The organism is Dactylosporangium sp. NBC_01737 (genome assembly GCF_035963215.1).
GTDB lineage: Bacteria > Actinomycetota > Actinomycetes > Mycobacteriales > Micromonosporaceae > Dactylosporangium.
The window spans coordinates 11739175-11761399 of sequence record NZ_CP109153.1 but is presented as its reverse complement, the minus strand read 5'-3'; the positions used below and the strand labels follow the sequence as shown (position 1 = coordinate 11761399).

At 70.5% G+C, this 22225-nt stretch carries 18 protein-coding genes and 1 pseudogene; 14 read left to right on the top strand and 5 right to left on the bottom strand.

Going from position 1 to position 22225, the window contains the following annotated elements; translation table 11 throughout:
• Positions 1–24 precede the first annotated feature (24 nt).
• The 3 genes from OHA72_RS54120 (at position 25) to OHA72_RS54110 (ending at position 2900) form a co-directional block, all read left to right on the top strand.
• On the top strand, positions 25–693 hold the full coding sequence (locus OHA72_RS54120; RefSeq protein ID WP_327003913.1) for a hypothetical protein: 669 nt from the start codon (positions 25–27) through the stop codon (positions 691–693).
• 10 nt (positions 694–703) lie between these two features.
• Positions 704–1078 carry a hypothetical protein gene (locus OHA72_RS54115; RefSeq protein ID WP_327003912.1) on the top strand — a complete coding sequence of 125 codons (375 nt, stop codon included), beginning with the start codon at positions 704–706 and terminating at the stop codon, positions 1076–1078.
• A gap of 484 nt (positions 1079–1562) precedes the next feature.
• Entirely contained in the window at positions 1563–2900 is a 1338-nt protein-coding gene (locus tag OHA72_RS54110; protein WP_327003911.1) for a condensation domain-containing protein, read from the top strand.
• 259 nt (positions 2901–3159) lie between these two features.
• Here the strand turns inward: OHA72_RS54110 and OHA72_RS54105 are convergent, their stop codons facing one another.
• Positions 3160–4401 (bottom strand): MFS transporter, encoded by a 1242-nt coding sequence (locus OHA72_RS54105; protein ID WP_327003910.1) that lies wholly within the window; start codon positions 4399–4401, stop codon positions 3160–3162.
• Positions 4402–4450: 49 nt separating this feature from the next.
• Between OHA72_RS54105 and OHA72_RS54100 the strand changes: the two genes are divergently transcribed.
• Entirely contained in the window at positions 4451–4927 is a 477-nt protein-coding gene (locus OHA72_RS54100; RefSeq protein WP_327003909.1) for a GNAT family N-acetyltransferase, read from the top strand.
• Between the two features lie 78 nt (positions 4928–5005).
• Entirely contained in the window at positions 5006–5578 is a 573-nt protein-coding gene (locus tag OHA72_RS54095; RefSeq protein WP_327003908.1) for an RICIN domain-containing protein, read from the top strand.
• Positions 5579–5626: 48 nt separating this feature from the next.
• On the opposite strand, the gene OHA72_RS54090 is transcribed toward OHA72_RS54095, so the two are convergent.
• Positions 5627–6058 (bottom strand): Rieske (2Fe-2S) protein, encoded by a 432-nt coding sequence (locus OHA72_RS54090; RefSeq protein WP_327011842.1) that lies wholly within the window; start codon positions 6056–6058, stop codon positions 5627–5629.
• 228 nt (positions 6059–6286) lie between these two features.
• On the opposite strand from OHA72_RS54090, the gene OHA72_RS54085 reads away from it, so the two are divergent.
• Positions 6287–7027, top strand: a complete 741-nt coding sequence (locus tag OHA72_RS54085; RefSeq protein ID WP_327003907.1) for a hypothetical protein — start codon at positions 6287–6289, stop codon at positions 7025–7027.
• 58 nt (positions 7028–7085) lie between these two features.
• On the opposite strand, the gene OHA72_RS54080 is transcribed toward OHA72_RS54085, so the two are convergent.
• The gene (locus OHA72_RS54080) at positions 7086–10592 is read right to left on the bottom strand and encodes a ThuA domain-containing protein (protein WP_327003906.1); all 3507 of its coding nucleotides are present in this window, start codon (positions 10590–10592) and stop codon (positions 7086–7088) included.
• 651 nt (positions 10593–11243) lie between these two features.
• On the opposite strand from OHA72_RS54080, the gene OHA72_RS54075 reads away from it, so the two are divergent.
• Positions 11244–12449, top strand: coding sequence for an ABC transporter substrate-binding protein (locus tag OHA72_RS54075; RefSeq protein WP_327003901.1), 1206 nt, complete (start codon positions 11244–11246; stop codon positions 12447–12449).
• A 19-nt stretch (positions 12450–12468) separates the two neighbouring features.
• On the opposite strand, the gene OHA72_RS54070 is transcribed toward OHA72_RS54075, so the two are convergent.
• Positions 12469–14175: a sigma-70 family RNA polymerase sigma factor gene (locus OHA72_RS54070; RefSeq protein WP_327003905.1), complete on the bottom strand. Its 1707-nt coding sequence runs from the start codon at positions 14173–14175 to the stop codon at positions 12469–12471.
• 682 nt (positions 14176–14857) lie between these two features.
• On the opposite strand from OHA72_RS54070, the gene OHA72_RS54065 reads away from it, so the two are divergent.
• From OHA72_RS54065 to OHA72_RS54045, 5 genes are read left to right on the top strand one after another with little or no spacing between them, the layout of a single operon-like run.
• Positions 14858–16369: a sugar ABC transporter ATP-binding protein gene (locus OHA72_RS54065; protein WP_327003904.1), complete on the top strand. Its 1512-nt coding sequence runs from the start codon at positions 14858–14860 to the stop codon at positions 16367–16369.
• The gene (locus tag OHA72_RS54060) at positions 16366–17391 is read left to right on the top strand and encodes an ABC transporter permease (RefSeq protein ID WP_327003903.1); all 1026 of its coding nucleotides are present in this window, start codon (positions 16366–16368) and stop codon (positions 17389–17391) included. Before OHA72_RS54065 ends, OHA72_RS54060 begins: the two co-directional genes overlap by 4 nt.
• The gene (locus tag OHA72_RS54055; protein WP_327003902.1) at positions 17388–18368 is read left to right on the top strand and encodes an ABC transporter permease; all 981 of its coding nucleotides are present in this window, start codon (positions 17388–17390) and stop codon (positions 18366–18368) included. The genes OHA72_RS54060 and OHA72_RS54055 overlap by 4 nt, the downstream gene beginning before the upstream one ends.
• 34 nt (positions 18369–18402) lie before the next feature.
• Positions 18403–19608: an ABC transporter substrate-binding protein gene (locus OHA72_RS54050; protein ID WP_327003901.1), complete on the top strand. Its 1206-nt coding sequence runs from the start codon at positions 18403–18405 to the stop codon at positions 19606–19608.
• Between the two features lie 11 nt (positions 19609–19619).
• Complete coding sequence (locus OHA72_RS54045; RefSeq protein ID WP_327003900.1) at positions 19620–20480, top strand: sugar phosphate isomerase/epimerase family protein; 861 nt, start codon at positions 19620–19622, stop codon at positions 20478–20480.
• A 64-nt stretch (positions 20481–20544) separates the two neighbouring features.
• On the opposite strand, the gene OHA72_RS54040 is transcribed toward OHA72_RS54045, so the two are convergent.
• Positions 20545–20880, bottom strand: a complete 336-nt coding sequence (locus OHA72_RS54040; RefSeq protein WP_327003899.1) for a hypothetical protein — start codon at positions 20878–20880, stop codon at positions 20545–20547.
• On the opposite strand from OHA72_RS54040, the pseudogene OHA72_RS54035 reads away from it, so the two are divergent.
• Both OHA72_RS54035 and OHA72_RS54030 read left to right on the top strand, forming a co-directional pair.
• Positions 20831–21538: pseudogene (locus OHA72_RS54035) on the top strand (ABC1 kinase family protein); the annotation flags it as partial. The gene OHA72_RS54040 and the pseudogene OHA72_RS54035 sit on opposite strands and share 50 nt — an antisense overlap.
• A gap of 94 nt (positions 21539–21632) precedes the next feature.
• Entirely contained in the window at positions 21633–22199 is a 567-nt protein-coding gene (locus OHA72_RS54030; protein WP_327003898.1) for an AarF/UbiB family protein, read from the top strand.
• Positions 22200–22225: the final 26 nt, after the last annotated feature.

The window sequence follows — 22225 nt, the reverse complement described above, 5'->3', positions numbered from 1 at the left end:
AATGAAGTAGTACAGTAACTGTCCATGCCGTTCAACTCAACCGCCGCCGCTGAACTGGCCGCCCGCTGCGCACGCCCCGGCGACACGCTCGTCCGCGTCGACCTGATCGAGCCGCTGCCCAGGGCCTACCGGCCGGGCTCGATCCGCAGGGCCGGCGGCGCCCCGATCGGCGTCGACGAGCACACCCGCCCCCGCTGGCGGGACGGCTTCATGGCACACCTGATCACCGTCGACCTCGACGACGTGCCGCAGCTGCGCGTGCCCGGCGTCCGCGCCCTGGCGCTGTTCATCTCCAATGCCACCGACAACGAGGCCTTCCAGGCCGGCACGCCGGAGACCGAGCTCGTCCGGCTCACCGACGCCGACCTCGCCAAGGGCGAATGGACCGGCCCCGCGGTGCAGGACCCGCCGGCCCGCGCCTACCGGCTGCACCCGCTGGACGTGCCCGCCCGCGCGTTCTACGACGTCTTCGACCCGACCTTCGACGAGGACGCCGTCGACCCCGGCCTCGACGACCTGCACGACCTGCTCGTGTCCGCCGACCGCATCGGCGGCCCGGTCCTGCACTGGTCCGGCGACACGTACACCAAGGACTTCCTCTGGCAGTTCAGCGAGGCCGTCGTCGACGTCAACCTCGGCGACGCCGGCACCATGTACGTCTATGCCGCCACCGCCTACTGGAACTGCCACTAGTCTGTGCCGGGTGGGTTACGACTTCTCCGGTGCCGGCACCGGATACCGCCTCAACGACTGGCAGATGGGTCACGTCCGCCTCGTCATGCTGGAGGCCGGCGCCATCGCCGGTGACGGCCTCGAGCGGCTGTTCGGCAATGAGCAGTTCGCGCCGTCCGCCGACACCGTCCCGGTGGGCCACTTCAGCTCCAACGACGGCTGGCCGGTGACCGCCGCCCAGAGCGCCTTCATCGCGGCCCGCCTGCGTGCCGCCCTCACCGCCGACCTGATCGGCGACATGGCCCTGTTCTACTACGACCAGCCGACGCAGCTGCGTGAGTGGGTCGACGAGTTCGCCGCCTTCAACGAGCAGGCGGCCTCCGACGGCGGTTACGTGGTCCGCTGACCGCCGTGCCGTTGCCGGTGCAGAGCATGGCTCCGGTCCGTCGTGGGCACGACCGTCGCTCCCGTCAGCCACCGGTCGGCCGTGAACGGCCTCCCTGCCACCTCCGCACACAGTCACGCCGCCGCGACCTCCGGCCCGGCCCGCGTCGCGTCCACCGCGCGGCTGCGCCGGATGTTCGGCGGGCACCACGGCAGAATGAGTGTCCGCTGTGGACCGTGGCGGGACGCGCGGGCGGCCTACGGGCGCCGGCGACCAGCACGGCCCACTGTGGACGGTGCGGTTCGTGAGCTTCCTGACGTTCACGGTGCTCGTGCACGCCACCGCGGTCCAACGTCCTGGCTCGCCGCCCCCGCAGCACACTGCGGCGGCGCGGGTATCCGATGTCCGGGTGCTCCGCGGGGACTGTTCCGGTCGTGAATGTGACGACAGGAGCGCCGTAACATCGGCAGGGATGGTTTCCCCGACCACAGTGAACAGGATCGACATGACCAGTATGACGCCGCCCGCCGGTAGCACCCTGATCCCCGTCGCGTTCGCCGGGGAGGGGTCGGGCGAGGACGAGCTGTCGTGGGGGCAGCGGGAGATCTGGCAGGCGCTGGTCGAGCAGAAGACCTGGATGCCGATCGGCGGTGCGCAGCCGCTGCCGGCCGGCACCACCGTGCAGGACATGCAGGAGCGGCTGCGGTACCTCATGTCGCGATACCAGTCGATGCGCACCCGGCTGCGGTTCGAGCCCGACGGGACGCCGCGGCAGGTGGTGCACGCGTCGGGCGAGACCGTGCTGGAGGTCGTCGACGCGGGTGCGGACGACCCGCAGGCGGTCGCGGAGGCGGTGCGGCTGCGATACGAGCAGACCGACTACGACTTCGCCGAGGAATGGCCGGTGCGGATGGCCGTGATCGTGCAGGGCGGCGCGGCGACGCACCTGGTGGCCATCATGACCCACTTCGTCATGGACGGCCGCGGCGCGCTGGTGATGCTCGAGGAGGGCGAGCGGGGCGAGACCGCGCCGGTCAACGGCCTGCAGGCACTGGAGCAGGTGCAGTGGCAGCGCTCGCCGGCAGGACAGCGGCAGAGCGCGGCGGCGCTGCGATACTGGGAGACGATGCTGCGGGCCATCCCGCCGCGCCGGTACGCAGGCGACGGCGACCCGCACGAGCCCCGCTACTGGCGCGGCGAGCTCACCTCGGCGGCGCTGCCCCTCGCGGTGCGGGCCGTCGCGAGCCGCACCCAGGTCGACGCGACGCAGGTGATGCTGGCCGTCTACGCGGTGGCGACGGCCCGGATCTGCGGCGTCGACCCGGTGGCGACCAGGCTGGTGTCGAGCAACCGGTTCCGTCCCGGCCTCGCCGAGGTCGTCGGACCGGTGTCGCAGACGGCCCTGTGGTCGGTGGAGGTGGCCGGGGTACCGTTCGACGAACTGCTCGGCCGGGTGCAGCGGGCGGCGATGGTGGCCTACAAGCATGGCTACTACGACCGCGAACGGCTGGAGGAGATCACGGCGGCCGTGACCCTGGAACGAGGCCCGGACTTCGACCTCAACTGCTTCTACAACGACCGCCGTGCGCCCGTCCAGGCCGACCCCGTCGACCCGGAACTGGCCCGGCAGGCGTTGCCGCGCACCGTGTTCGAGTGGACGATCCAGCGCGACGACGTGTACCCGCGGCTGTTCCTCAACGTCGACGACGCCTCACCGGAGACGGTCCGCCTGCACATCGAGATCGACACGCACCACGTCCCCCCGTCGGCCGCCGAGGCGCTGCTGCGGTGCATGGAGCAGGTCGCCGTCGACGCCGCCACGGGAGCGCTCACCACCCCCTGACCACTCACACCCGTGTCGGCCCGTGCTGCGCTGCTCCACGCCGCGCCCGTGCCGTGCCGTGCCGCGTCGGGCCTGGGCGGTGTCGGGGGCGCACGAGGTTGCGCGGCAGGGGTTGGGCGAGGCCGTGCGGGGTTGGGCGAGGGCTGTGCGGAGCGCGCGGTGCGCGGTGCGGGCAGTGCGAGGCAGATCGGGCAGTGCGGGGCGGCGGTGCCGGGCGGTGCGGTGCGGGGCGGGGCGGGTCAGGGCGGCGTGGTGGTGGTCAGGGGCGGGTCGCGTCAGGGCGGGTTGCCATCGGTCCAGCCGTGTCCGGTCCAGCCGTGTCCGGTGCGGTCGTCGATGGGTGGCGGGGTCTGGGGCGCAGAGCGGTGGCGGTGGCGGCGACGAACAGTGCCAGCACCACCGGGATCGCCAGGGCGCCGGGCAGCCCGGTGACCCTGCTGGCGGCGCCGATGAGGACCGGGCCGAGCAGGAACCCGAGGTAGCCGAGGCCGACGACGCGGGCGAGGGCGCGCCCGGCGGCCTCCGGGTTGCGGTCGCCGGCGGCCGAGTACACCTGCGGGGCGATGAGGGCCATGCCGGCGCCCAGGCAGGCGAAGCCGGCCACGCCGGCCGGTGGTTCGCCGATGAGCAGGGCCGCGCCGAGGCCGCCGGCGGCCAGCAGGCCGCTGGCGCGGACCAGAAGGACGGGACCGAACCTGGCGGTGAGGCGGTCGCCGGCGAGGCGGGTGACCGTCATCGCCACGGAGAACGCGGCGAACGCGGCCGCCGCGAACCCGGCCGAGCTGTGCAGGTCGTCGCGGAGGTAGACGGCGCTCCAGTCGGCGGCCGCGCCCTCGCCGACGAGCGCGCAGCAGACGAGGACGCCGAGGAAGAGCACGCCCCGCACCGGGCCGGACGGGAGCGCGGCGGCGGCGGGCGCCGACGGTGCCGTGGGCGGCAGCGCCCACCACGCCGACCAGGCGGCGAACACCACCATCGCGCCGCCGACGGCCGTGAACGTGGTGCGCGGTCCGGTGCCGGCGTGGGCGAACAGGCCGCCGGCGCTCGCGCCGATGAACCCGCCGATGCTGTACACCGCGTGAAAGGACGACATGATCGGCCGTTGCCAGGCACGTTGCACGTCGATGGCGTTGGCGTTCATGGCGATGTTCAGCGTGCCGTGCACCGCCCCGAAGACGAACAGCGCGGCGGCGAGGGCCGCGAGGGTCGGCGCGAAGGCGGGCGGGATGAGCACGAGGCCCTCGGCGAACGCGGCCGGCAGCATCACCCGGCGGCTGCCGAGGCGGTCCACGAGCCGGCCGGTGGCCTGCATGCCGGTGATGGCGCCCGCGGCGAACGCGAGCAGCGCGATGCCGAGCGCGCCGTCGTCCAGCGACAGCTCCCGCTTGATCGCGGGGATGCGGGCGGTCCACACCCCGAGCGTGATGCCGAACAACAGGAACAGCAGCGCGGTGGCGACCCGCGCCCGCACCAGGACATTGCGTGGCGGCGCTGCTGACACGGGACGCTCCCAGGGGACGGGGCCGGGTGGATCACGCCGATTGTTCCCCATGTACCGCCGCCGCGGTGACTACCATCGGCGGGTGCGTTTCCGTGAGGCCGTCCGCGCCGACCTGCCCGCCGTCGTTGCCATGCTCGCCGATGACCTGCTCGGCCGGACCCGAGACCAGGCGGTGGTGGACGAGGTGTACGAGCGGGCGTTCGCGGCCGTTGCCGACGACCCGCGCAACGAGCTGATCGTCGCGGACGACGGCGGCGAGGTGGTCGCGGTGCTGCAGGTGACCTACATCCCGGGGCTGAGCCGGCACGGTGCCGAGCGGGCGCTGGTCGAGTCGGTCAGGGTCCGCGCCGACCGGCGGGGCCGCGGCGCCGGAGCGGCGCTCATGGCGTGGGTGGTGGACCGGGCGCGGGCCCGTGGCTGCGCGCTGGTGCAGCTCACCACCGACAAGCGGCGCACCGACGCGCGCCGGTTCTACGAGGGGCTCGGCTTCGTCGCCAGCCACGAGGGCATGAAGCTGGACCTTTGAGCGCCACGTCAGTCCGGCGTCAGCGGCTCCTGCGACGGTGTCGGCACCGTCGATCCCGTAACAGGGACAGGAGGCTTCATGGTTACCCGTAACACCGTGCGTGTGCTGTTCACGCTCGTGCTCGCCGCCGCCTTCACGGTCGGTGCCGGTGCGGCCGCGCGCGCCGACAACACCGTGCCGTCGCCGGCCGACTGGGTGGAGATCTACCCGCCGTACTTCAACACGTCGGCCTCGAAATGCCTGGACAACACCAACGGCAGCAACAGCGTCAACAACCCGGTCCAGGTGTTCCACTGCCACGGCTACGCCAGCAACGGCAGCCCGCAGCGGTGGCAGCTGTTCAACCGGGGTGACGTCGGCAACGCGTACTACGAGATCCGCAACGTCGGCAGCAACCTCTGCCTCGCCGCGATCTCGTCCGGCGCCGTCGTGCAGCAGCCCTGCAACGAGCTCTTCAACGGGCTGTGGTGGGTCAACCCGACGCGGAACGTCGGGCCGTACTTCGGGTTGCAGAACATCGGCTTCCCAGGGCAGTGCATGGCGACGGCGAACAGCTCGGGCAGTGACCGGACCCGGATCGTCATCGCGGGCTGCAACTACGACAACCAGGACGACATCACCTGGATCCGCCAGGTGTGGTCCTTCGCGTAGCGGTTGGGCGTCCGCCGGTCCCAGTTCGGCAACGGGGACCGGCGGGTGTCACGCCTGCGTGATCCGGCCCGCGTCGACCTTGATGGCGATCTCCTTGAGCCCGCTCGTCGCCGGTCCGCTGATGCGGGCGCCGTCGGCGATGGCGAAGGTCGAGTTGTGCGCGGGGCAGGTGGCCACGCCGTCCTTGGGCACGCCCAGCTTGACACCCTTGTGGGGGCAGGCGGCGTCGTAGGCCTTGAAGGTGCCGGCCACCGGCTGGACGACCAGGACGTCGCCGATCACGGCCCCGCCGCCGACCGGGACGTCGGCGGTGCTGGCCAGGCTGGTCGCAGGGGACGGCGCGCTGGGCGCCGCGGACGTCGCCGGGGCCGCCGCCGCAGGTGCGGAGGCGGGTGGCGCGGGGTCGTCCCCGCACGCCGCGAGCAGCCCGGCGGCGCCGGCCCCGGCCAGGAGAGCCCGCCTGCCGGCACACCATCGCATCGACACGCTCGTGTTCCTTCCGTCGTGGATCGACCCCGCACGGTACGGACGGATAGAATCGATGGCAATAAATTGCATGGTCTTTCATCGTCGCCCGAACGATCGACGGTCCGCCGTGTCACCCAGGCGGTGCAGAGCGTCGACATGTCGACGAAGCGTGACCTTGCCCGCACACCTCGTGCCTAAGCTCGGGGGCGCCGACCTGGTGGTGGCATGCGGGGGGCCGTCATGAGCGATCCGTACGGGCAGCTGTTCGAAGGGTACGAGGCTCGCCGGCGCGAGTTCATCCGCCGGGCCACGACGGACCCGCTGACGTTCGTCCTGGACCCGGTCCGCAACGGTGTCGCCATCCGCAGGGGCTACCTGCGCGGCGATCCGGAGGGCCGGCCGAGCGCCACGATCGACGAGCGGGACGCGGCGATGATCGCGTACGGGCAGAACCTGGTGACGTGGAGGGACAACCCGGCGGTGCGGGCCGACTCCTGCAACCCGTTCGAGATCGAACGGACCTGGATGCTGGAGGACGGCCGGACCACACTGCTGCGGCTGGCGGCCTTCGGCAACCGGTTCCCGCTGCCGTTCGCGGACCCACTGCCGACCAGACCCGGTGCCGCACAGCGGGCCGGTGCCACCCGGCGGGCCGATACCCCCGCGCGGCGGCGAACAGCACCCGGGCACGGGACCCGAGCACCCGCCGCCGCCGGCACCGCCGCGCCCCACGGGCCGGATCTTCCGGCGGGTCTTCGACGTGCTGGACGTGCTGGCCTGGTTCGGGTCACTGGACGCCGGGCAGACCTCCGGCCGGGCCGCGGTGCTCGGCCTCGCGCAGTTCCAGTAGGCGGTGGCGGCATAGACGTACATGGTGCCGGCGCCAGGACGGCGATGGCGGACCGGGTCCACGTGTATGAGCGGCTCGGCAACGAGACCGGCCTCGCCAACGCCCGGGCGGACCTCGCCGGCTTCAGCTGACGACGGCAAGCGGCGCCGGCCCCCGCGACGTTGCGGGGACCGGCGCCGGTTCAACGGGTCACGCCAGGGTGAACCTCCACTGCTGGTTGGTGCCGCCGTGGCAGGACCACTGCAGCAGGCGGGCGCCGTCGGCGGTGGAGCCGCCGTTGACGTCCACGCACAGTCCACTGAGGACGCTCTTCACCGTGTACACGCCGGTGGTGGCGGTCGGGGTTACGGTGAACTTCTGGTTGCTGCCGTTGTTGCAGGTGAACTGCTGCAGGAACGCGCCGTTGGTGGTCGAGCTGCCGGTCACGTCGATGCACTTGTTGCTGTGCACCGCCCGCAGGTAGACCGCGCCGCCGCCGGCGTCGACGGCCTGCCACTTCTGGTTGTTGCCGCCGGTGGCCGCCCACTGGATGATCTGGGCCGCGTCGGCGGTGGAGCCGGCGTTGACGTCAACGAGCTTGCCGCTGTGCTGGGCCGTGATCGTCCACGTCTTCCCGGCCACGCCGCCGGTGCCCGGGGTGCCGACGCCGGCCCCGCCGAAGGTGAACGAGTCCAGGTCGAAGCCGTTGTCGGCGCTGTTCTTGAACACCATGTAGAGCGTGTGCGTGCCGGACAGGGCGGCCGTGTTGACCGTGGCCGTGTTCTGGTAGTTGTCCCAGCCGGTGGTGTTCGGGACGGTCGTCGTCGCCAGGAGGGTGCCCGTCGGCGAGTCGGCGCGCAGCTCGATCGAGCCGCCGCCGGTCGGTGAGGAGACCCGGTAGGTGACGTTGGTGATGCCCTGCAGGCTCATCGGGTTGAACGAGATCCAGTCGTTGTTGGAGATGTCCCCGATGCGCTTGGTGCTCTCCGCGCCGGCCTGGTCGATGACCCGGATGCCGCTCTGTGCGGTGAAGTACTCCGCCTGCTTGTGCTTCGGTTGCAGGATCGCCTGGCCGTAGCCGGTCAGCGGGGCCGCGCCGCCCGAGCCGCCGTTGTCGGTGTAGTGGGCGACGAGGGCGTAGAACAGGTTCGCGCCGTCGGGGTGCCCGCCGAGCAGGTCGGTGGAGATGGTCCCGGAGCAGCCCGGGTATTCGGTGGTCTCGTGCAGGTGGTCGTCGTGGCCGAGGGCCGGGTTGACGTACACCTTGGAGCAGTCGATCGCGGCGCCGCCGGGGTCGGTGACGCTGACGGTGTAGGAGACCTGGTCGCCGAAGTTGAGCATGCCGCCGTTGACCGGTGTGCTGACCGTGACGGTCGGCGCGATGTTGCCGACGGTGATCTGCACGTTGGCGAAGCCGGTCTTGCCGGTGTTGTCGGTGACCTTCAGCTGGGCGGTGTAGTTGCCGTTGGTGGTGTACGTCTTGGCCGGGTTCGCCGCCGTCGACGTGGTGCCGTCACCGAACGTCCACAGGTAGCTGATCGTGTTGCCGGGGTCCGGGTCGATCGAGCCCGCGCTGGAGAACTGGACGTTGAGCGGGGCGTTGCCGTTGGTCGGCGTGCCGTTGGCCTTGGCGATCGGCGACCGTCCACCTTGGACGTAGTCGATGCGGTAGAGGCCGGAGTCGTTGTTGCCGCCGCCGAACGCGGAACCCCATTCGAGCAGGTACAGCGAGCCGTCGGGGCCGAACTCCATGTCCATCGGCTTGTTGAAGTTGCCGCCGGGCAGGAACGTGTTGGTGCGGGTGACGGCGGTGCTGCTGTCGAAGTGGACCTCCTTGACGAAGTTGCGGGACCACTCGTAGAAGAAGTGGACCCCGTCGTAGTACTGGGGGAACTTCGTCGCCGACGGGTTCGCCGCGTCGTAGCGGTAGACGGGGCCGCCCATCGGTGCCGAGCCGCCGGTTCCCAGTTCGGGGAAGTTCGGCGAGGCGCCGTAGCCGTACCACATGTTGGGCGCGACGACCGGCTTGAGGTTCACCAGGCCGGTGTTGTTGGGGGAGTTGTTGACCGGCGCGGCGCAGTTGAACTTCGCGCCGACGACGCCGGTGTCCGGGTTGAACGGGGCGTAGGGCTGGTTGTCACCGTGGCAGAACGGCCAGCCGTAGTTGCCGGCCGCCTTGATGACGTTGAGCTCCACCAGCCCTTCGGGGCCGCGGTTGGTGGTCGGCAGGCCGCGGTCCGGGCCGTAGTCGGCGAGGTACACCCAGCCGTTGGAGGGGTCGATGGAGAAGCGGAACGGGTTGCGGAAGCCCATCGCGTACACCTCGGCCCGCGTCTGTGCGGTCCCTTGTGGATAGAGGTTCCCCGTCGGGATGGTGTAGCCGCCGGCCGCCGCGGGACGGATGCGCAGCAGCTTGCCGCGCAGGTCGTTGGTGTTGCCCGCGGTCTTCGCCGAGTCGAGGTGGGACTTGCCGGCCCGCCAGTCCAGCGGGGCGTAGCCCTGCCAGTTGGTGTCCAGGTTCGGCGCGACGTCGTCGCCGGTGCCGATGTACAGGTTGCCGTCCGGCCCGAAGGCGATGTAGCCGCCGGTGTGGCCGGGCTCCGGGGACGTGCGGTCCCGGGTCGCGGGGATGTCGATGATGGTGACCCCGCTGGACATGTTCAGCGTGTCGCCGCTCAGCGTGTACCGCGACACCCGGTTGATGTCGGTCGTGCTGCTGGACGGCGAGTGGTACAGGTACACGTAACCGTTGCTGGCGAAGGCCGGGTCCAGCGCCAGGCCGGTGAGGCCGTCCTCGCCGCCGGTGTAGACGCTCAGGGTGCCGGCGGTGACAGTGGTGTTGGTGCTGGGCTTGAAGATCTTCAGCTGCCCGGCCCGCTGCACGTAGAGCACCCGCCCGTCGGGGGCGACGGCGAGGGACATCGGGTCGGCGGTGTTGTCGTCCAGGGTGCGCTTCTCGAAGTTGCCCCAGACGGTGCCGCCGCAGTCACCGGCGAGGTTGCCGGCGGCCCACCGCACGCCGCCGAGGACGTGGTTGCGGAAGTTGGTCTCGCTGTAGGACTCGATCGCGTGGCCCATCGCGGTGGTCCAGACCCGCCCGCCGCCGGTGTTGCGGCACCAGGAGATCGGGTGGTCGCTGCCCATGGCGGAGCCGCCGGGGGTGTAGGTGCGCTCGTCGGCGGTGACGAGCACGTGGACGTCGCCGCGTGGGTTCTTGTCGAAGTTGTACCACTCCTCGCTGCGGTTCCACCGGTCCGGCAGGCCTGCCGTGGACGGGTGGCTCTTGTCGGCCACGATGGCCTGGCCGGCCAGGACGCCGGGGGAGTGCGCCGGCATGTGGGCGCCCGCGTTGACCGTCTGGTCCCACCACGGGTACTCGGTGTCGATGCCCATGTCGGTGGCGTTGTGGATCGCGACGATCCCCCGGCCGCTGGCCAGGAAGCCCTCGACGGCGGAGCGCTGCGCGGCGGTCGTGAACACCATGCCCGAGGTCTGGAACATGATGAGGACGTCGTAGGTGGCGAGATTCGCGGTCGTGAAGACGGCCGGGTCCTCGGTCTGCACCACCTCGAAGTTGTTGGCCGCGGCCTGCTGCTGGAACATCGAGATACCGGCAGGAATCGAATCGTGTCGATATCCAAGGGTACCGGTGAACAGCAGCGCGCGGAACGCGGGCGCGGCCGCCGCGGGCTTGATGAGCGCCATCGACAAGAGCATGCCGACGATGGTGCCCAAGATCAACGTGCTTCTTCGCATGCCGTTTCCTCTCGGCGGGACAACGCGATGCGGGCCATGGGCGCACGACAGCACCCCCGTGGACAGGGTTGAGTGGCGCGTGAGTGATCCGGTCGATTCGACTGCCGTCCGCCGCGACGGACAGTGACATCGACTGGATGGAGACGCGTCAGCTACCGTGACGAAGAGTCACATCGATGGGATCTTCTGTCATGGCTCGCGGCGCCAAGCCTGCTCCGGCGAACCTTTTGAAGTCAATACGGACAACAGATGGGCAGCTCATAACGCTTTTTTGCGGCTCAGTTCTGCGCTGGGAGAGCACGGTTTCGTAGCTGTTTCGTCTTGATCGGGTTACGTCGTTGCCAGTCGACGCTCAGACCTTTAACGTGACGGACACGATCTTTTGTCTCATCCAGCAGAAGTGCTGTACCGGTTGCCGGAAGATCTAGCAACTTGAAGTTTGCTGCTTACGTTGAGTGCTGCATCGGGCTGCGAACGCAGACGCGGTCGCACCGAAGGTGACACGGCGTTAGGGGAAATCGCTGTGGCGTCGCATTCGTTGCTCACGCTCCGAAGTGTTTTCCAAGGTCATCCATGGCAAGAGCTCCCGACACCCCATCCATAGGAGAACACGTGAGACGAACCACGTCCGTCGTCGCGGCTGCTGCATCACTGAGCGCCGCGTTGCTGATCCTGACCGGCTGCGCCACCGACGAACCCACCACGACCGCGTCCGGTGCCGCCTCGTCCAGCGCCGCCGCCGGATCCGGCACCGGTGAGCAGTCGAAGTTCTTCGTGCAGGCCGACTACGACAACGAGCTGTCGCTGCTGCAGGCGACCGCGACCGGCCCCGCCGACAAGCCGTGGGAGCAGGTGCTCAACCCGAAGCTGGTGGACACCGCGAAGTTCAAGAAGGCCGGCCCCTACAAGGTCTGCTTCTCCAACGCGGCGCTGAACAACCCGTGGCGGCAGGTCGGCTACAAGGTCATGCAGGCCGAGGTCGAGAAGCAGAAGAGCCTCATCAAGGAGTTCGTGCACGTCGACGCCGAAGGCAAGGACAGCAAGCAGATCGCCGACATCAACGACCTGCTCGGCAAGGGCTGCGACGCGCTCATCGTCTCACCCAACACCACCGCCACCCTGACCCCCGCCGTCGAGGCCGCCTGCGCCAAGGGCCTGCCGGTCATCGTCTTCGACCGCGGCGTGGACACCAAGTGCCCGGTCACGTTCATCAACCCCATCGGCGGCTACGGCTTCGGCCACGTCGGCGCCTCGTTCCTGTCGGAGAAGGTCAAGCCCGGCGGCAAGGTCCTCGCGCTGCGCATCCTGCCCGGCGTCGACGTCCTGGAGACCCGCTGGTCCGCCGCCAAGGTCCAGTTCGACAAGGCGAAGGTCAACGTCGTCGGCGTCGAGTTCACCGACGGCGACCCCGCCAAGACCAAGAAGATCGTCAACGACTACATCCAGCGGTACGGCACGATCGACGGCATCTGGATGGACGCCGGTGCCACCGCCGTCGCCGCCGTCGAGGCCTTCCAGGACGCGGGCAAGCCCGTCCCGCCGATCAACGGCGAGGACCAGCTGGACTTCCTGAAGCTGTGGAAGGACAAGAAGCTCACCGCGATCGCGCCGACCTACCCGACCTACCAGTGGCGCACCCCGATCATCGCGGCCCTGAAGATCCTGGCCGGCGAGCAGGTCTCCAGCCCGTGGAAGCTGCCGCAGCCGACCATCACCCAGGACAACCTCGACAAGTACGTCGACGCGAACATGCCGCCGCTGCACTACGCCATGTGCGGCTGCACCGACCTGCCCGGCTACCCGCAGCGCTGGAAATGAGGTCGGGTCGGGATGCCGATCAGACCCGCGTGAATCGCCATTGCTGGTTGGTGGTGCCCTGGCAGGTCCATTGGACCAGCCGTGTGCCGTCGGTCGCCGCGTTGCCGAAGACGTCGACGCACAGTCCACTCAGGACGTTCCTGATGATGTAGACACCCGCGGTCGCCGTCGGGGTCGGTGCCGGCGTTGCGACAGGTACCGGTGTGATGGTGAATCTCTGGTTGTCGTCGTTGTGGCACCGGTACTGCTGCAGGTACGCCCCTGCGGTGGTGGAGCGGGCGTCGACGTCCAGGCACTTGCCGGAGTGAACGGCTTTCAGATTGACGGTGCCACCGCCGGCGTCGATGACCTGCCACCGCTGGTTGTCGGCGCCGGTCCCGGGCCATTGAATGACCGGGGTTCGATCGGTGTCGGACTGCGCCTCGACGTCCATGAGCTTGCCGCTGTGCTCCGCGGTCAGCGTCCACGTCCGCCCGGTGATCGGCGTGGTGCCCGAAGGACTTGGTCCCGGTGTCGAAGATGCGGTGGGCCCGCGTGTGACCGGTGCCGGCCCTTTGGTTATGGACCCGGCGGTGACCGGTGGTCGCGGCGGCGTCGGCGGTGCCGCCGCGACGCGGGCGGGCTCGGGTTCCGCCGGTGGCGTGGACACCGCGATCGGCGTGATGACGACACCGGCCACGATGACCGTGCCCGCGACGAGGGAGACGATGGGATGTGCCGCTACGGCAGCCGCGAGCTTGCCGGTCAGCGAGAAGTGCACGGTGCCGGTCGCGGCGGCGCCGGAGGCGGCGTGCGCGAAGGAGGTCGCCGCGCCCGTGGCGGCCGCCGGAAGCAGGCCTTTGGCTGTGAGGGCAGCGATGAGCGTGGCCGGAACGGGGAGCACGGCGAGGGCCGCGATGATCTTGTCGATCCTGATCAGGTCTGCCGTGGTCGCGGTGCAGACGGCGCAGTCGCGGATGTGCCGGGCGATCCGTTTGCGCCAGACGGTCGACGGCTGCCCGTCCCATTCGGACACGACGGTGTCCAGGCCGGCGCAGCGAGGCTCGGCGGCGAGGGCGCTGACGATTGCCCGGCATCGCTCCAGCTGCTCGCGCATCCGCTGCAGACGGACACCGGCGTGAGCGACGTTCACCGCCATGGCTTCGGCCACCTCGGCGCGGCTCATGAGTTCCGCCGTCTCCTGCCACCACAACGACAGCAGTGTCCGGTCGTCCGGATCCAGCCATCGGCTGGCCTCGGCCAACCGGCGTCGCTGCTCCGCGAGCTGCATGTTCAGCACTGTCGTGCGTTCGACGTCCGCCGCGCTGTCCGCGACGTCGGCCGCCTCCTCGATCACAGTGGTCCGTGCTGCCGCGGACTGCCAATGGTTCCTGTGTCTGCCGATCTGATGCATCGCCACAGCGGCCAGCCACGGCCGGAAGCTCTCAGGACTGCGCAGGCCCGGCAGGTCTCGCAGCACCAGCAACAATGTCTCCTGCACTACATCGTCCACGTCGGCGGGCCTGCCCACGGCTCGGCCGACGATGTTGTACAGCAGGGGCAGGCACGCCGAGATCAACTCGTCACGCGCGTCCCTGCTGCCGGCCTGCGCGGCGATGACCAGCGGCGCATAGTCACCCCGGAAGGTCAGGGGCGGTACAGATGGCGGCTTCCGCAGCCGGGGTGCCGGTCCGCCCTGGTTCACGGCGCGAGGAGTGGGCCAGCTGTCGGTTGCAACGCGGCGCACCCACCGGCTCGCTGTCTGTGCATATCAGGTCCCACAATCGCTGTCATGAATGCGCAGGGTCGTGCATCGGCCCACCACAGTGGCGACGGAAGACGATGGTGTCAAGATCCCACTGAATGGCGGTCCGTTGCGCGAATGGACATAACAATTTTTACGGGAGCGGTTCGGCGACGTCTCGAACGTTTCCTCTCGGCGGGCCGGCGGGATGCAGTCACGGGCGCACGACACATCGATCCTGTGGCTGCGCAGGGTTGCGCGAAGCATGAGACTCCGGCCGGATCGACTGTCGCTCGCCGCGACGGACAGTCACGCTCGGGGTTCCCGGGCCATGTCTGCGACGCCAAGCGTGCCAGAGCCATCTCCAGAAGTCGATATATTGGCGAGTATGCACAGGTAGGCGGCGCTTTCCGGCCAGCTCGGCCGGTAAAGCGCTCTCACTGGCCTCGTCCGTTCGGCCGGTCGAACTCGGTCGAGCAGTGGAGGTCGGGCAACGGCTTTGTTTCGGTGGCGTTGCGCCGTTGCGGCCGAACATTGAAACATTTACTCTGCTCTCCGCGACCTTTAGTCGAAACTAGCAAAAGTTCCAGACTTCAACGGCGAAAGTCCCCACGCTACGTGCTCCACCGATGCCCGACCGCGATCACGGCCGTCTTCGATGGTTACGGTCAGTTAGGGGTTTGCGATGCCTGAACCACAGCCACTGCTGCGGCTGCGAGGGATCGGTAAGTCGTTCCTCGGCGTCCGCGTCCTCGCCGACGTCGACCTCGACGTGCGGCCGGGCGAGGTGCACGCCGTCGTCGGCGAGAACGGCGCCGGCAAGTCGACCCTGATGAAGATCATCTCCGGGGTGTACGCGCCGGACGGCGGCACCGTCGAGCTCGACGGCGCCACCGTGAGCTTCCGCAGCCCGCGCGACGCGCAACGGGCCGGCATCGGGATCATCCACCAGGAGTTCAACCTGCTGCCCGAGCGCAGCGTCGCCGAGAACGTCTTCCTCGGCCACGAACCCGTCCGCCGCGGCCTGGTGGACCGCAAGGCCATGCACCGGCGCACCGCGGAGCTCCTTGCCGCGGCCGGCGAGACGTCCTTCGACCCCGCCGTGCTGGTCGGCCGCCTCGGCGTCGCCCAGCAGCAGGTCGTCGAGATCGTCAAGGCCCTCGCCCTCGACGCCCGCCTGCTCATCATGGACGAGCCCACCGCGGCCCTCGCCGACCATGAGGTCGAGCTGCTCTACGCGCTGGTGCGCCGCCTCCAGGAACGCGGCATCGGCCTGCTCTATGTCTCGCACCGGCTGACCGAGGTGTTCGACCTGTCCGACCGGATCACGGTGCTCAAGGACGGCCGCCGGGTCACCACCCTCGCCACCGCCGACACCACCGGCGACCAGCTCGTCAAGCACATGGTCGGCCGGGAACTGGCCGGCTACTTCCCGCCCAGGGCCGTCCCCGGCGACGTCGGCGCGGTCCGGCTCGCCGTCCACGGTGGGGCGAACCACAAACTGCGCGGCGTCGACCTGCGGCTGCGCGCCGGGGAGATCCTCGGCATCGGCGGCCTGCAGGGCTCCGGCCGCTCCGCGCTCGCCCGCGCGATCTTCGGCGCCGACCCGTTCACCGCCGGCACCGTGGAGCTCGACGGCGCACCGGTGCAGCTGCGCTCGCCCCGCACCGCGATCCGGGCCGGGATCGCGTACGTCACCGAGGACCGCAAGGGCGAAGGCATCGTGGCCGGCCAGTCGGTGCTCGACAACGCTCTGCTCGCCGGCCGCGCCGTCTTTCCCTCGTGGAGGGCTCGCGGTGCCCGCACCGTCAAGGTGCGCGAGCTGCTCGCGGCCGTGGAGGTGCACTCCGCCGGGGACGACCAGGAGATCCGCTTCCTGTCCGGCGGCAACCAGCAGAAGGTCGTCCTCGCCCGGTGGCTTGCGCTCGGGCCGAAGATCCTGCTGTTCGACGAGCCGACCCGGGGCATCGACGTCGGCGCCAAGTCCGCCATCCATGACCTGGTGCGCAAGCTCGCCCGCGACGGCGCGGCCGTGCTGATGATCTCCTCCGAGCTGCCCGAGCTGCTCGGCATGAGCGACCGGATCGTCGTCATGCGCGACGGCGCCGTCGCCGGCGAACTGCCCGCCGACGCCAGTGAAGAGGACGTCGTCGGGCTCGCGACCGGCGCCCTGACCGCAACCGAGGTGACAGCGTGACCGTAGCCCCGCCTGTACCCGCGAAAACCGCCGCAATCAGGCTCCGGGCGTCCGCCGCCGGGCCCGCCCGCGGGGTCTACATCGCACTGGCGCTGACCCTCGCGATCGGGTGGCTCGTCGTCGCCATCGACGGCGGGTCGCTGTTCAACCAGTCCACCGTGGTCAGCCTGCTGCACGTCGCGACCGGCCTCGGCCTCGTCGCCGTCGGGCAGACCCTGGTCATCCTCGCCGGCTCGCTGGACCTGTCCGTCGCGTACGTGATCAGCATCAGCACCCTCGTCGCGGCCGAGACCATGGCGGGACGCGACGGCAACATCCTGCCCGCCGTCGGCCTGGTGCTGCTCGTCGCCGCCGCGATCGGGCTGCTCAACGGGCTGCTGGTGACGAAACTGCAAATCAACGCGTTCATCGCCACGGTCGGCGTCGGGCTGCTGCTCAAGGGCTACCTCGACAACGGCTACGACGGCCCGGCCGGCAAGACCGCGCCCGCGTTCGTGCAGAGCCTCGGCTACCAGCGCATCGGGCCCGTCCCCGTCGCGTTCCTGCTGCTGCTCGCCGTCGCCGCAGCGGCCTGGTTCGTCGTGCGCAACACCCGCTTCGGCCACCACCTCATCGCCGTCGGCGGCGACCCCGACGTGGCCCGGCTCTCCGGCGTCCGCAACGACCGCATCCTCATCACCGCCCACGTGCTGTGCGCGCTGTGCTCCGGCCTCGCCGGGATCTACCTCGCCAGCCGGCTGGGTTCCGGCGCGCCCCGGGTCGGCGTCGAAGGCCTCTACGACCTGGAGTCCATCGCCGCGGTCGTGCTCGGCGGCACCGCCCTGGCCGGCGGTCGCGGCGGCGTGCTGGGCACCGTCGGCGGCGTCCTGCTGCTGGCCAGCATCGACAGCATCTTCAACCAGCTCGAGGTCGACGCGTTCTTCAAGCAGGTCATCCGCGGCGTCATCATCATCGCCGCGGTGGCCGTCTACGCCCGGCGGATGCACCGCCGCCGCACCACGACCCGGAAGGCGGCGGCATGACGACCACCGTTGTCGAGACGAGCCCGCGCCGGCGGCTCAATTTCACAAAGCCCGGCGGGATCGCGCCGATCGTCGGGATCCTCACGATCCTGCTCGTGCTGGTCGCGTTCCGGCAGCCGGACTTCTTCGCGCCCGCGTCGCTGCTGTCGTTCATCGGCCGGTCCGCGCCCATCATCCTGCTCGCCGCCGGGCAGTACTTCGTCATCGTCTCCGGCGAGTTCGACCTGTCCGTCGGGTCGCTCGTCACCGCGCAGGTCGTCGTCGCGGCCCGGCTCATCGACAGCGACCCGGACCGCACCTGGCCCGTCGTGCTCGTCGTGCTCGCCTTCGGCGTCGCCGTCGGGCTCGTCAACGGCCTGGTCACCACGCTGCTGAAGGTCCCGTCGTTCATCACGACCCTCGGCATGTACCTGATCCTCGTCGGCGCCGTCTACCTGTGGTCCGACGGTGCGCCCAAGGGCGGCCTGTCCGAGGAGTTCCGCCGCTTCGGCCGCCGCGCGTTCGAGGACGTGCCGCTGCTCGGCCGGGTGCCCTACGCGCTGCTGATCCTGCTCGGCGTCGCCGCCGTCTGCGTCGCCGTCACCCGGTCCGACTTCGGCCGGACCCTGGTGGCCGTCGGCGGCAACCCGCGCACCGCGGAGCTCACCGGCATCCGGGTCTGGCGGACCAAGACGATCGCGTTCGTGCTCAGCGGCGTCATCGCCACCGTCGCCGCGATCCTCCTCGGCGGCTACAGCGGCGTGTCGTTCCAGGCGGGCGCCGGCCTCGAGTTCGGCGCGATCACCGCCGTCGTGCTCGGCGGGGTCGTCCTCGGCGGCGGCCGCGGCTCCGTCGTCGGCGCCATGCTCGGCGCCCTGACGCTCGAGACGCTGTTCGCGCTGCTGAACTTCTACGGCGTCTCCGGCGCCCTCAGATCCACCGTGCAGGGCCTGATCATCCTCATCGCCGTGGCAGTCGGAGCACTGCGCCGCCGCTGAGGGCACCCCCGACACCCCATCCATAGGAGAACACGTGAGACGAACCACGTCCGTCGTCGCGGCTGCTGCATCACTGAGCGCCGCGTTGCTGATCCTGACCGGCTGCGCCACCGACGAACCCACCACGACCGCGTCCGGTGCCGCCTCGTCCAGCGCCGCCGCCGGATCCGGCACCGGTGAGCAGTCGAAGTTCTTCGTGCAGGCCGACTACGACAACGAGCTGTCGCTGCTGCAGGCGACCGCGACCGGCCCCGCCGACAAGCCGTGGGAGCAGGTGCTCAACCCGAAGCTGGTGGACACCGCGAAGTTCAAGAAGGCCGGCCCCTACAAGGTCTGCTTCTCCAACGCGGCGCTGAACAACCCGTGGCGGCAGGTCGGCTACAAGGTCATGCAGGCCGAGGTCGAGAAGCAGAAGAGCCTCATCAAGGAGTTCGTGCACGTCGACGCCGAAGGCAAGGACAGCAAGCAGATCGCCGACATCAACGACCTGCTCGGCAAGGGCTGCGACGCGCTCATCGTCTCACCCAACACCACCGCCACCCTGACCCCCGCCGTCGAGGCCGCCTGCGCCAAGGGCCTGCCGGTCATCGTCTTCGACCGCGGCGTGGACACCAAGTGCCCGGTCACGTTCATCAACCCCATCGGCGGCTACGGCTTCGGCCACGTCGGCGCCTCGTTCCTGTCGGAGAAGGTCAAGCCCGGCGGCAAGGTCCTCGCGCTGCGCATCCTGCCCGGCGTCGACGTCCTGGAGACCCGCTGGTCCGCCGCCAAGGTCCAGTTCGACAAGGCGAAGGTCAACGTCGTCGGCGTCGAGTTCACCGACGGCGACCCCGCCAAGACCAAGAAGATCGTCAACGACTACATCCAGCGGTACGGCACGATCGACGGCATCTGGATGGACGCCGGTGCCACCGCCGTCGCCGCCGTCGAGGCCTTCCAGGACGCGGGCAAGCCCGTCCCGCCGATCAACGGCGAGGACCAGCTGGACTTCCTGAAGCTGTGGAAGGACAAGAAGCTCACCGCGATCGCGCCGACCTACCCGACCTACCAGTGGCGCACCCCGATCATCGCGGCCCTGAAGATCCTGGCCGGCGAGCAGGTCTCCAGCCCGTGGAAGCTGCCGCAGCCGACCATCACCCAGGACAACCTCGACAAGTACGTCGACGCGAACATGCCGCCGCTGCACTACGCCATGTGCGGCTGCACCGACCTGCCCGGCTACCCGCAGCGCTGGAAGTAGGGGATTCACTCGTGCACGCCATCGGTGCCAACCCGTGGATCTGGTCCTCACCCGTCGACGACGACGCCCTCGCCGTGCTCGTGCCGCGGCTGGCGGCATGGGGCTTCGACGCGGTCGAGCTGCCGATCGAACAGGTCGGCGACTGGGACCCGGCGCGCACGAGCGACCTGCTCGCCGAGCACGGCATCCAGGCCGCCGGCGTCTGTGCGGTCACGCCGCCCGGCCGCGACCTGGTGTGCACCGACGCGCCGACCGTCGCGTCGACCCAGGCCTACCTCAGGGCCTGCGTCGACGCGGCGGCGGCCGTCGGCGCGACCTGCGTCGGCGGCCCCGTCTACGCCGCCGTCGGCCGCACCTGGCGGATGACCCCAGCGCAACGGCAGGCGTGCTACGCCGACTTCCGGGCCGGCCTCGCCCCGGTCGCCGACTACGCCGGTGAGCGCGGCGTCGCCATCGGCGTGGAGGCGCTCAACCGGTACGAGACCAGCGTCGTCAACACGATGGCCCAGACCGTCGAGCTCATTGCCGGCCTGCCCGCCAACGTGGGGATCATGCTCGACACGTACCACATGAACATCGAGGAACGTGATCCTTACGCGGCCGTGGCGGTCGCCGGCCCGCACATCAAGCACGTCCAGGTCAGCGGCACCGACCGGGGCGCACCCGGCAGCGACCACCTGGACTGGCCGCGGTTCCTGACGGCGCTGGACAAGACCGGCTACGCGGGCGCGCTGTGCATCGAGTCGTTCACGGCGCAGAACGCGACGATCGCGACGGCCGCGTCGATCTGGCGGCCCCTCGCGGAGTCCCAGGACCGGCTGGCCCTGGACGGCCTGGCGTATCTGCGGGGGCTGTCAGCGCCTGTTTCATAAGGGATGGCCGGGCTGCGGCGGGCCCAGACGCCGCCTCGCCTCGACCCCCCTTATGAAACAGGCGCTAACCGGTAGGCGATCGACTACGGTCGTTGCCCATGGGGAGCCTGGCGGTCTGGGTCGCGGTCGTCGTCACGGTGCTGGGGCTGGTGGCCGTCATGGCCGCCGCCGCGCGCCGCCTGCTGGGGGTGCGGTTCGGCCGGATCCGGCTGCTGCTCGCCGGGGTGCTCGCGCTGCTCGTGTCCGGCCCCATCTCGCGCGGCATGGCCGGCTCCGTGCCGCGCGAGACGACGTCGACGGCGCCGCTGTGGCTGCTGATCCTGGCCGTCATCGCGTCCCTCATCGTCGCCATGGTGTTCCTCGTCATCGCCGAGGCGCTGGTGCCGACCGGGCGGGTCACGCCGCTGCTGTGGCTGCGCGGCCTGCGGGCCCGGTCGCGGCGCGCCCGCCGCTACGCGCAGATCCTCACCATCGCCGTGCGCCACGGGCTCGGCCCGTACCTGCGGGGGCGCCGCAGCGCCGCCCCGGCCGCCCGGTCCCTGCGGCAGGCCCTGGAAGAGGGCGGGCTGACGTTCGTGAAGCTCGGCCAGGTCCTGTCCACCCGCCGCGACCTGGTGCCGGGCGGGTTCGTCGACGAGCTCAGCACCCTGCGGGACCGGGCAACACCCATCGCCTGGACCGAGGTGCAGGCGGTCCTGGAGGCGGAGTTCGGGGTGCCGCCGGGTGAGCTGTTCGCCTCGATCGAGCCGGAGCCGCTCGCCGCCGCCTCCGTCGCGCAGGTCCACGCCGCGACGCTGCGCTCCGGTGCGCCGGTCGTGGTGAAGGTGCAGCGGCCCGGCATCCGGTCCATTGTGGACCGTGACCTCGACATCGTCGGTCGGCTCGCGGCGACGCTCGAGACGCGGACCCGCTGGGGCCGCACCGCCGGCGCCGTCGGGCTCGCCGACGGCTTCGCCCAGGCGGTGCGCGAGGAGCTCGACTTCCGCATCGAGGCGCGCAACCTGGTGGCCGTCGCCGCCGCGGACCCCGACGGCCCGGTGACGTTCCCGGTGCCGGTCTCCGCCCTGTGCACCGAGAAGGTCCTCGTCATGAGCCGCCTCGACGGGGTGCCGCTCAGCGGCCGCCGAGCTCGCCCGGACCCTGCTGTTCTGCGTGCTGCGGCAGATCCTGGTCGCCGGTGTCTTCCACGCCGACCCGCACCCCGGCAACGTCCTGCTGCTCACCGACGGCCGGCTCGGGCTGCTCGACTTCGGCTCCGTCGGCCGGCTCGACGGCGGCGTCCGCGAGGCGCTGCAACGGTTGCTGCTGGCCCTGGACCGCGGCGACCCGGCGGGCGCCACCGACGCGCTGCTCGGCGTCGTGGCCCGCCCCGACAAGGTCGACGAGGAGCTCACCACGCTGGTGCCGGTGCTGCGCAGGCTGCCCCGGCGGGTCGACCGGATCGCCTCGGCGCTGGAGCGCGGGCGGCTCGGCGTCAACGTGCGGCTGTTCGCCGACGAACGCGACCGGCGGCACGTCAGCGCGCTCGTCCACCAGGTGCTGTTGACCGTGCTCGGCGGGGTCGCGGGCATCATGGCGGTGATGCTGCTCGGCACCCCCGGCGGGCCGATGGTGACGGCGACGCTGTCGCTGTACGCGCTGTTCGGTTACCACCTGCTGGCGGTCGCGGCGATCCTGGCACTGCGGGTCCTCGTCGTCATCTTCCGCACCGGCCGGTGAGGGTGCACGGGATGACTACGATCGAT

What these genes read in the sequence shown, in the direction of transcription:
- OHA72_RS54095 (WP_327003908.1), top strand. Translation starts at nt 5,006, where the DNA reads ATGGTTACCCGTAACACCGTGCGTGTGCTGTTCACGCTCGTGCTCGCC.
- OHA72_RS54080 (WP_327003906.1), bottom strand. Translation starts at nt 10,592, where the DNA reads ATGCTCTTGTCGATGGCGCTCATCAAGCCCGCGGCGGCCGCGCCCGCG.
- OHA72_RS54085 (WP_327003907.1), top strand. Translation starts at nt 6,287, where the DNA reads ATGAGCGATCCGTACGGGCAGCTGTTCGAAGGGTACGAGGCTCGCCGG.
- OHA72_RS54120 (WP_327003913.1), top strand. Translation starts at nt 25, where the DNA reads ATGCCGTTCAACTCAACCGCCGCCGCTGAACTGGCCGCCCGCTGCGCA.
- OHA72_RS54065 (WP_327003904.1), top strand. Translation starts at nt 14,858, where the DNA reads ATGCCTGAACCACAGCCACTGCTGCGGCTGCGAGGGATCGGTAAGTCG.
- OHA72_RS54110 (WP_327003911.1), top strand. Translation starts at nt 1,563, where the DNA reads ATGACCAGTATGACGCCGCCCGCCGGTAGCACCCTGATCCCCGTCGCG.
- OHA72_RS54100 (WP_327003909.1), top strand. Translation starts at nt 4,451, where the DNA reads ATGTACCGCCGCCGCGGTGACTACCATCGGCGGGTGCGTTTCCGTGAG.
- OHA72_RS54090 (WP_327011842.1), bottom strand. Translation starts at nt 6,058, where the DNA reads ATGCGATGGTGTGCCGGCAGGCGGGCTCTCCTGGCCGGGGCCGGCGCC.
- OHA72_RS54055 (WP_327003902.1), top strand. Translation starts at nt 17,388, where the DNA reads ATGACGACCACCGTTGTCGAGACGAGCCCGCGCCGGCGGCTCAATTTC.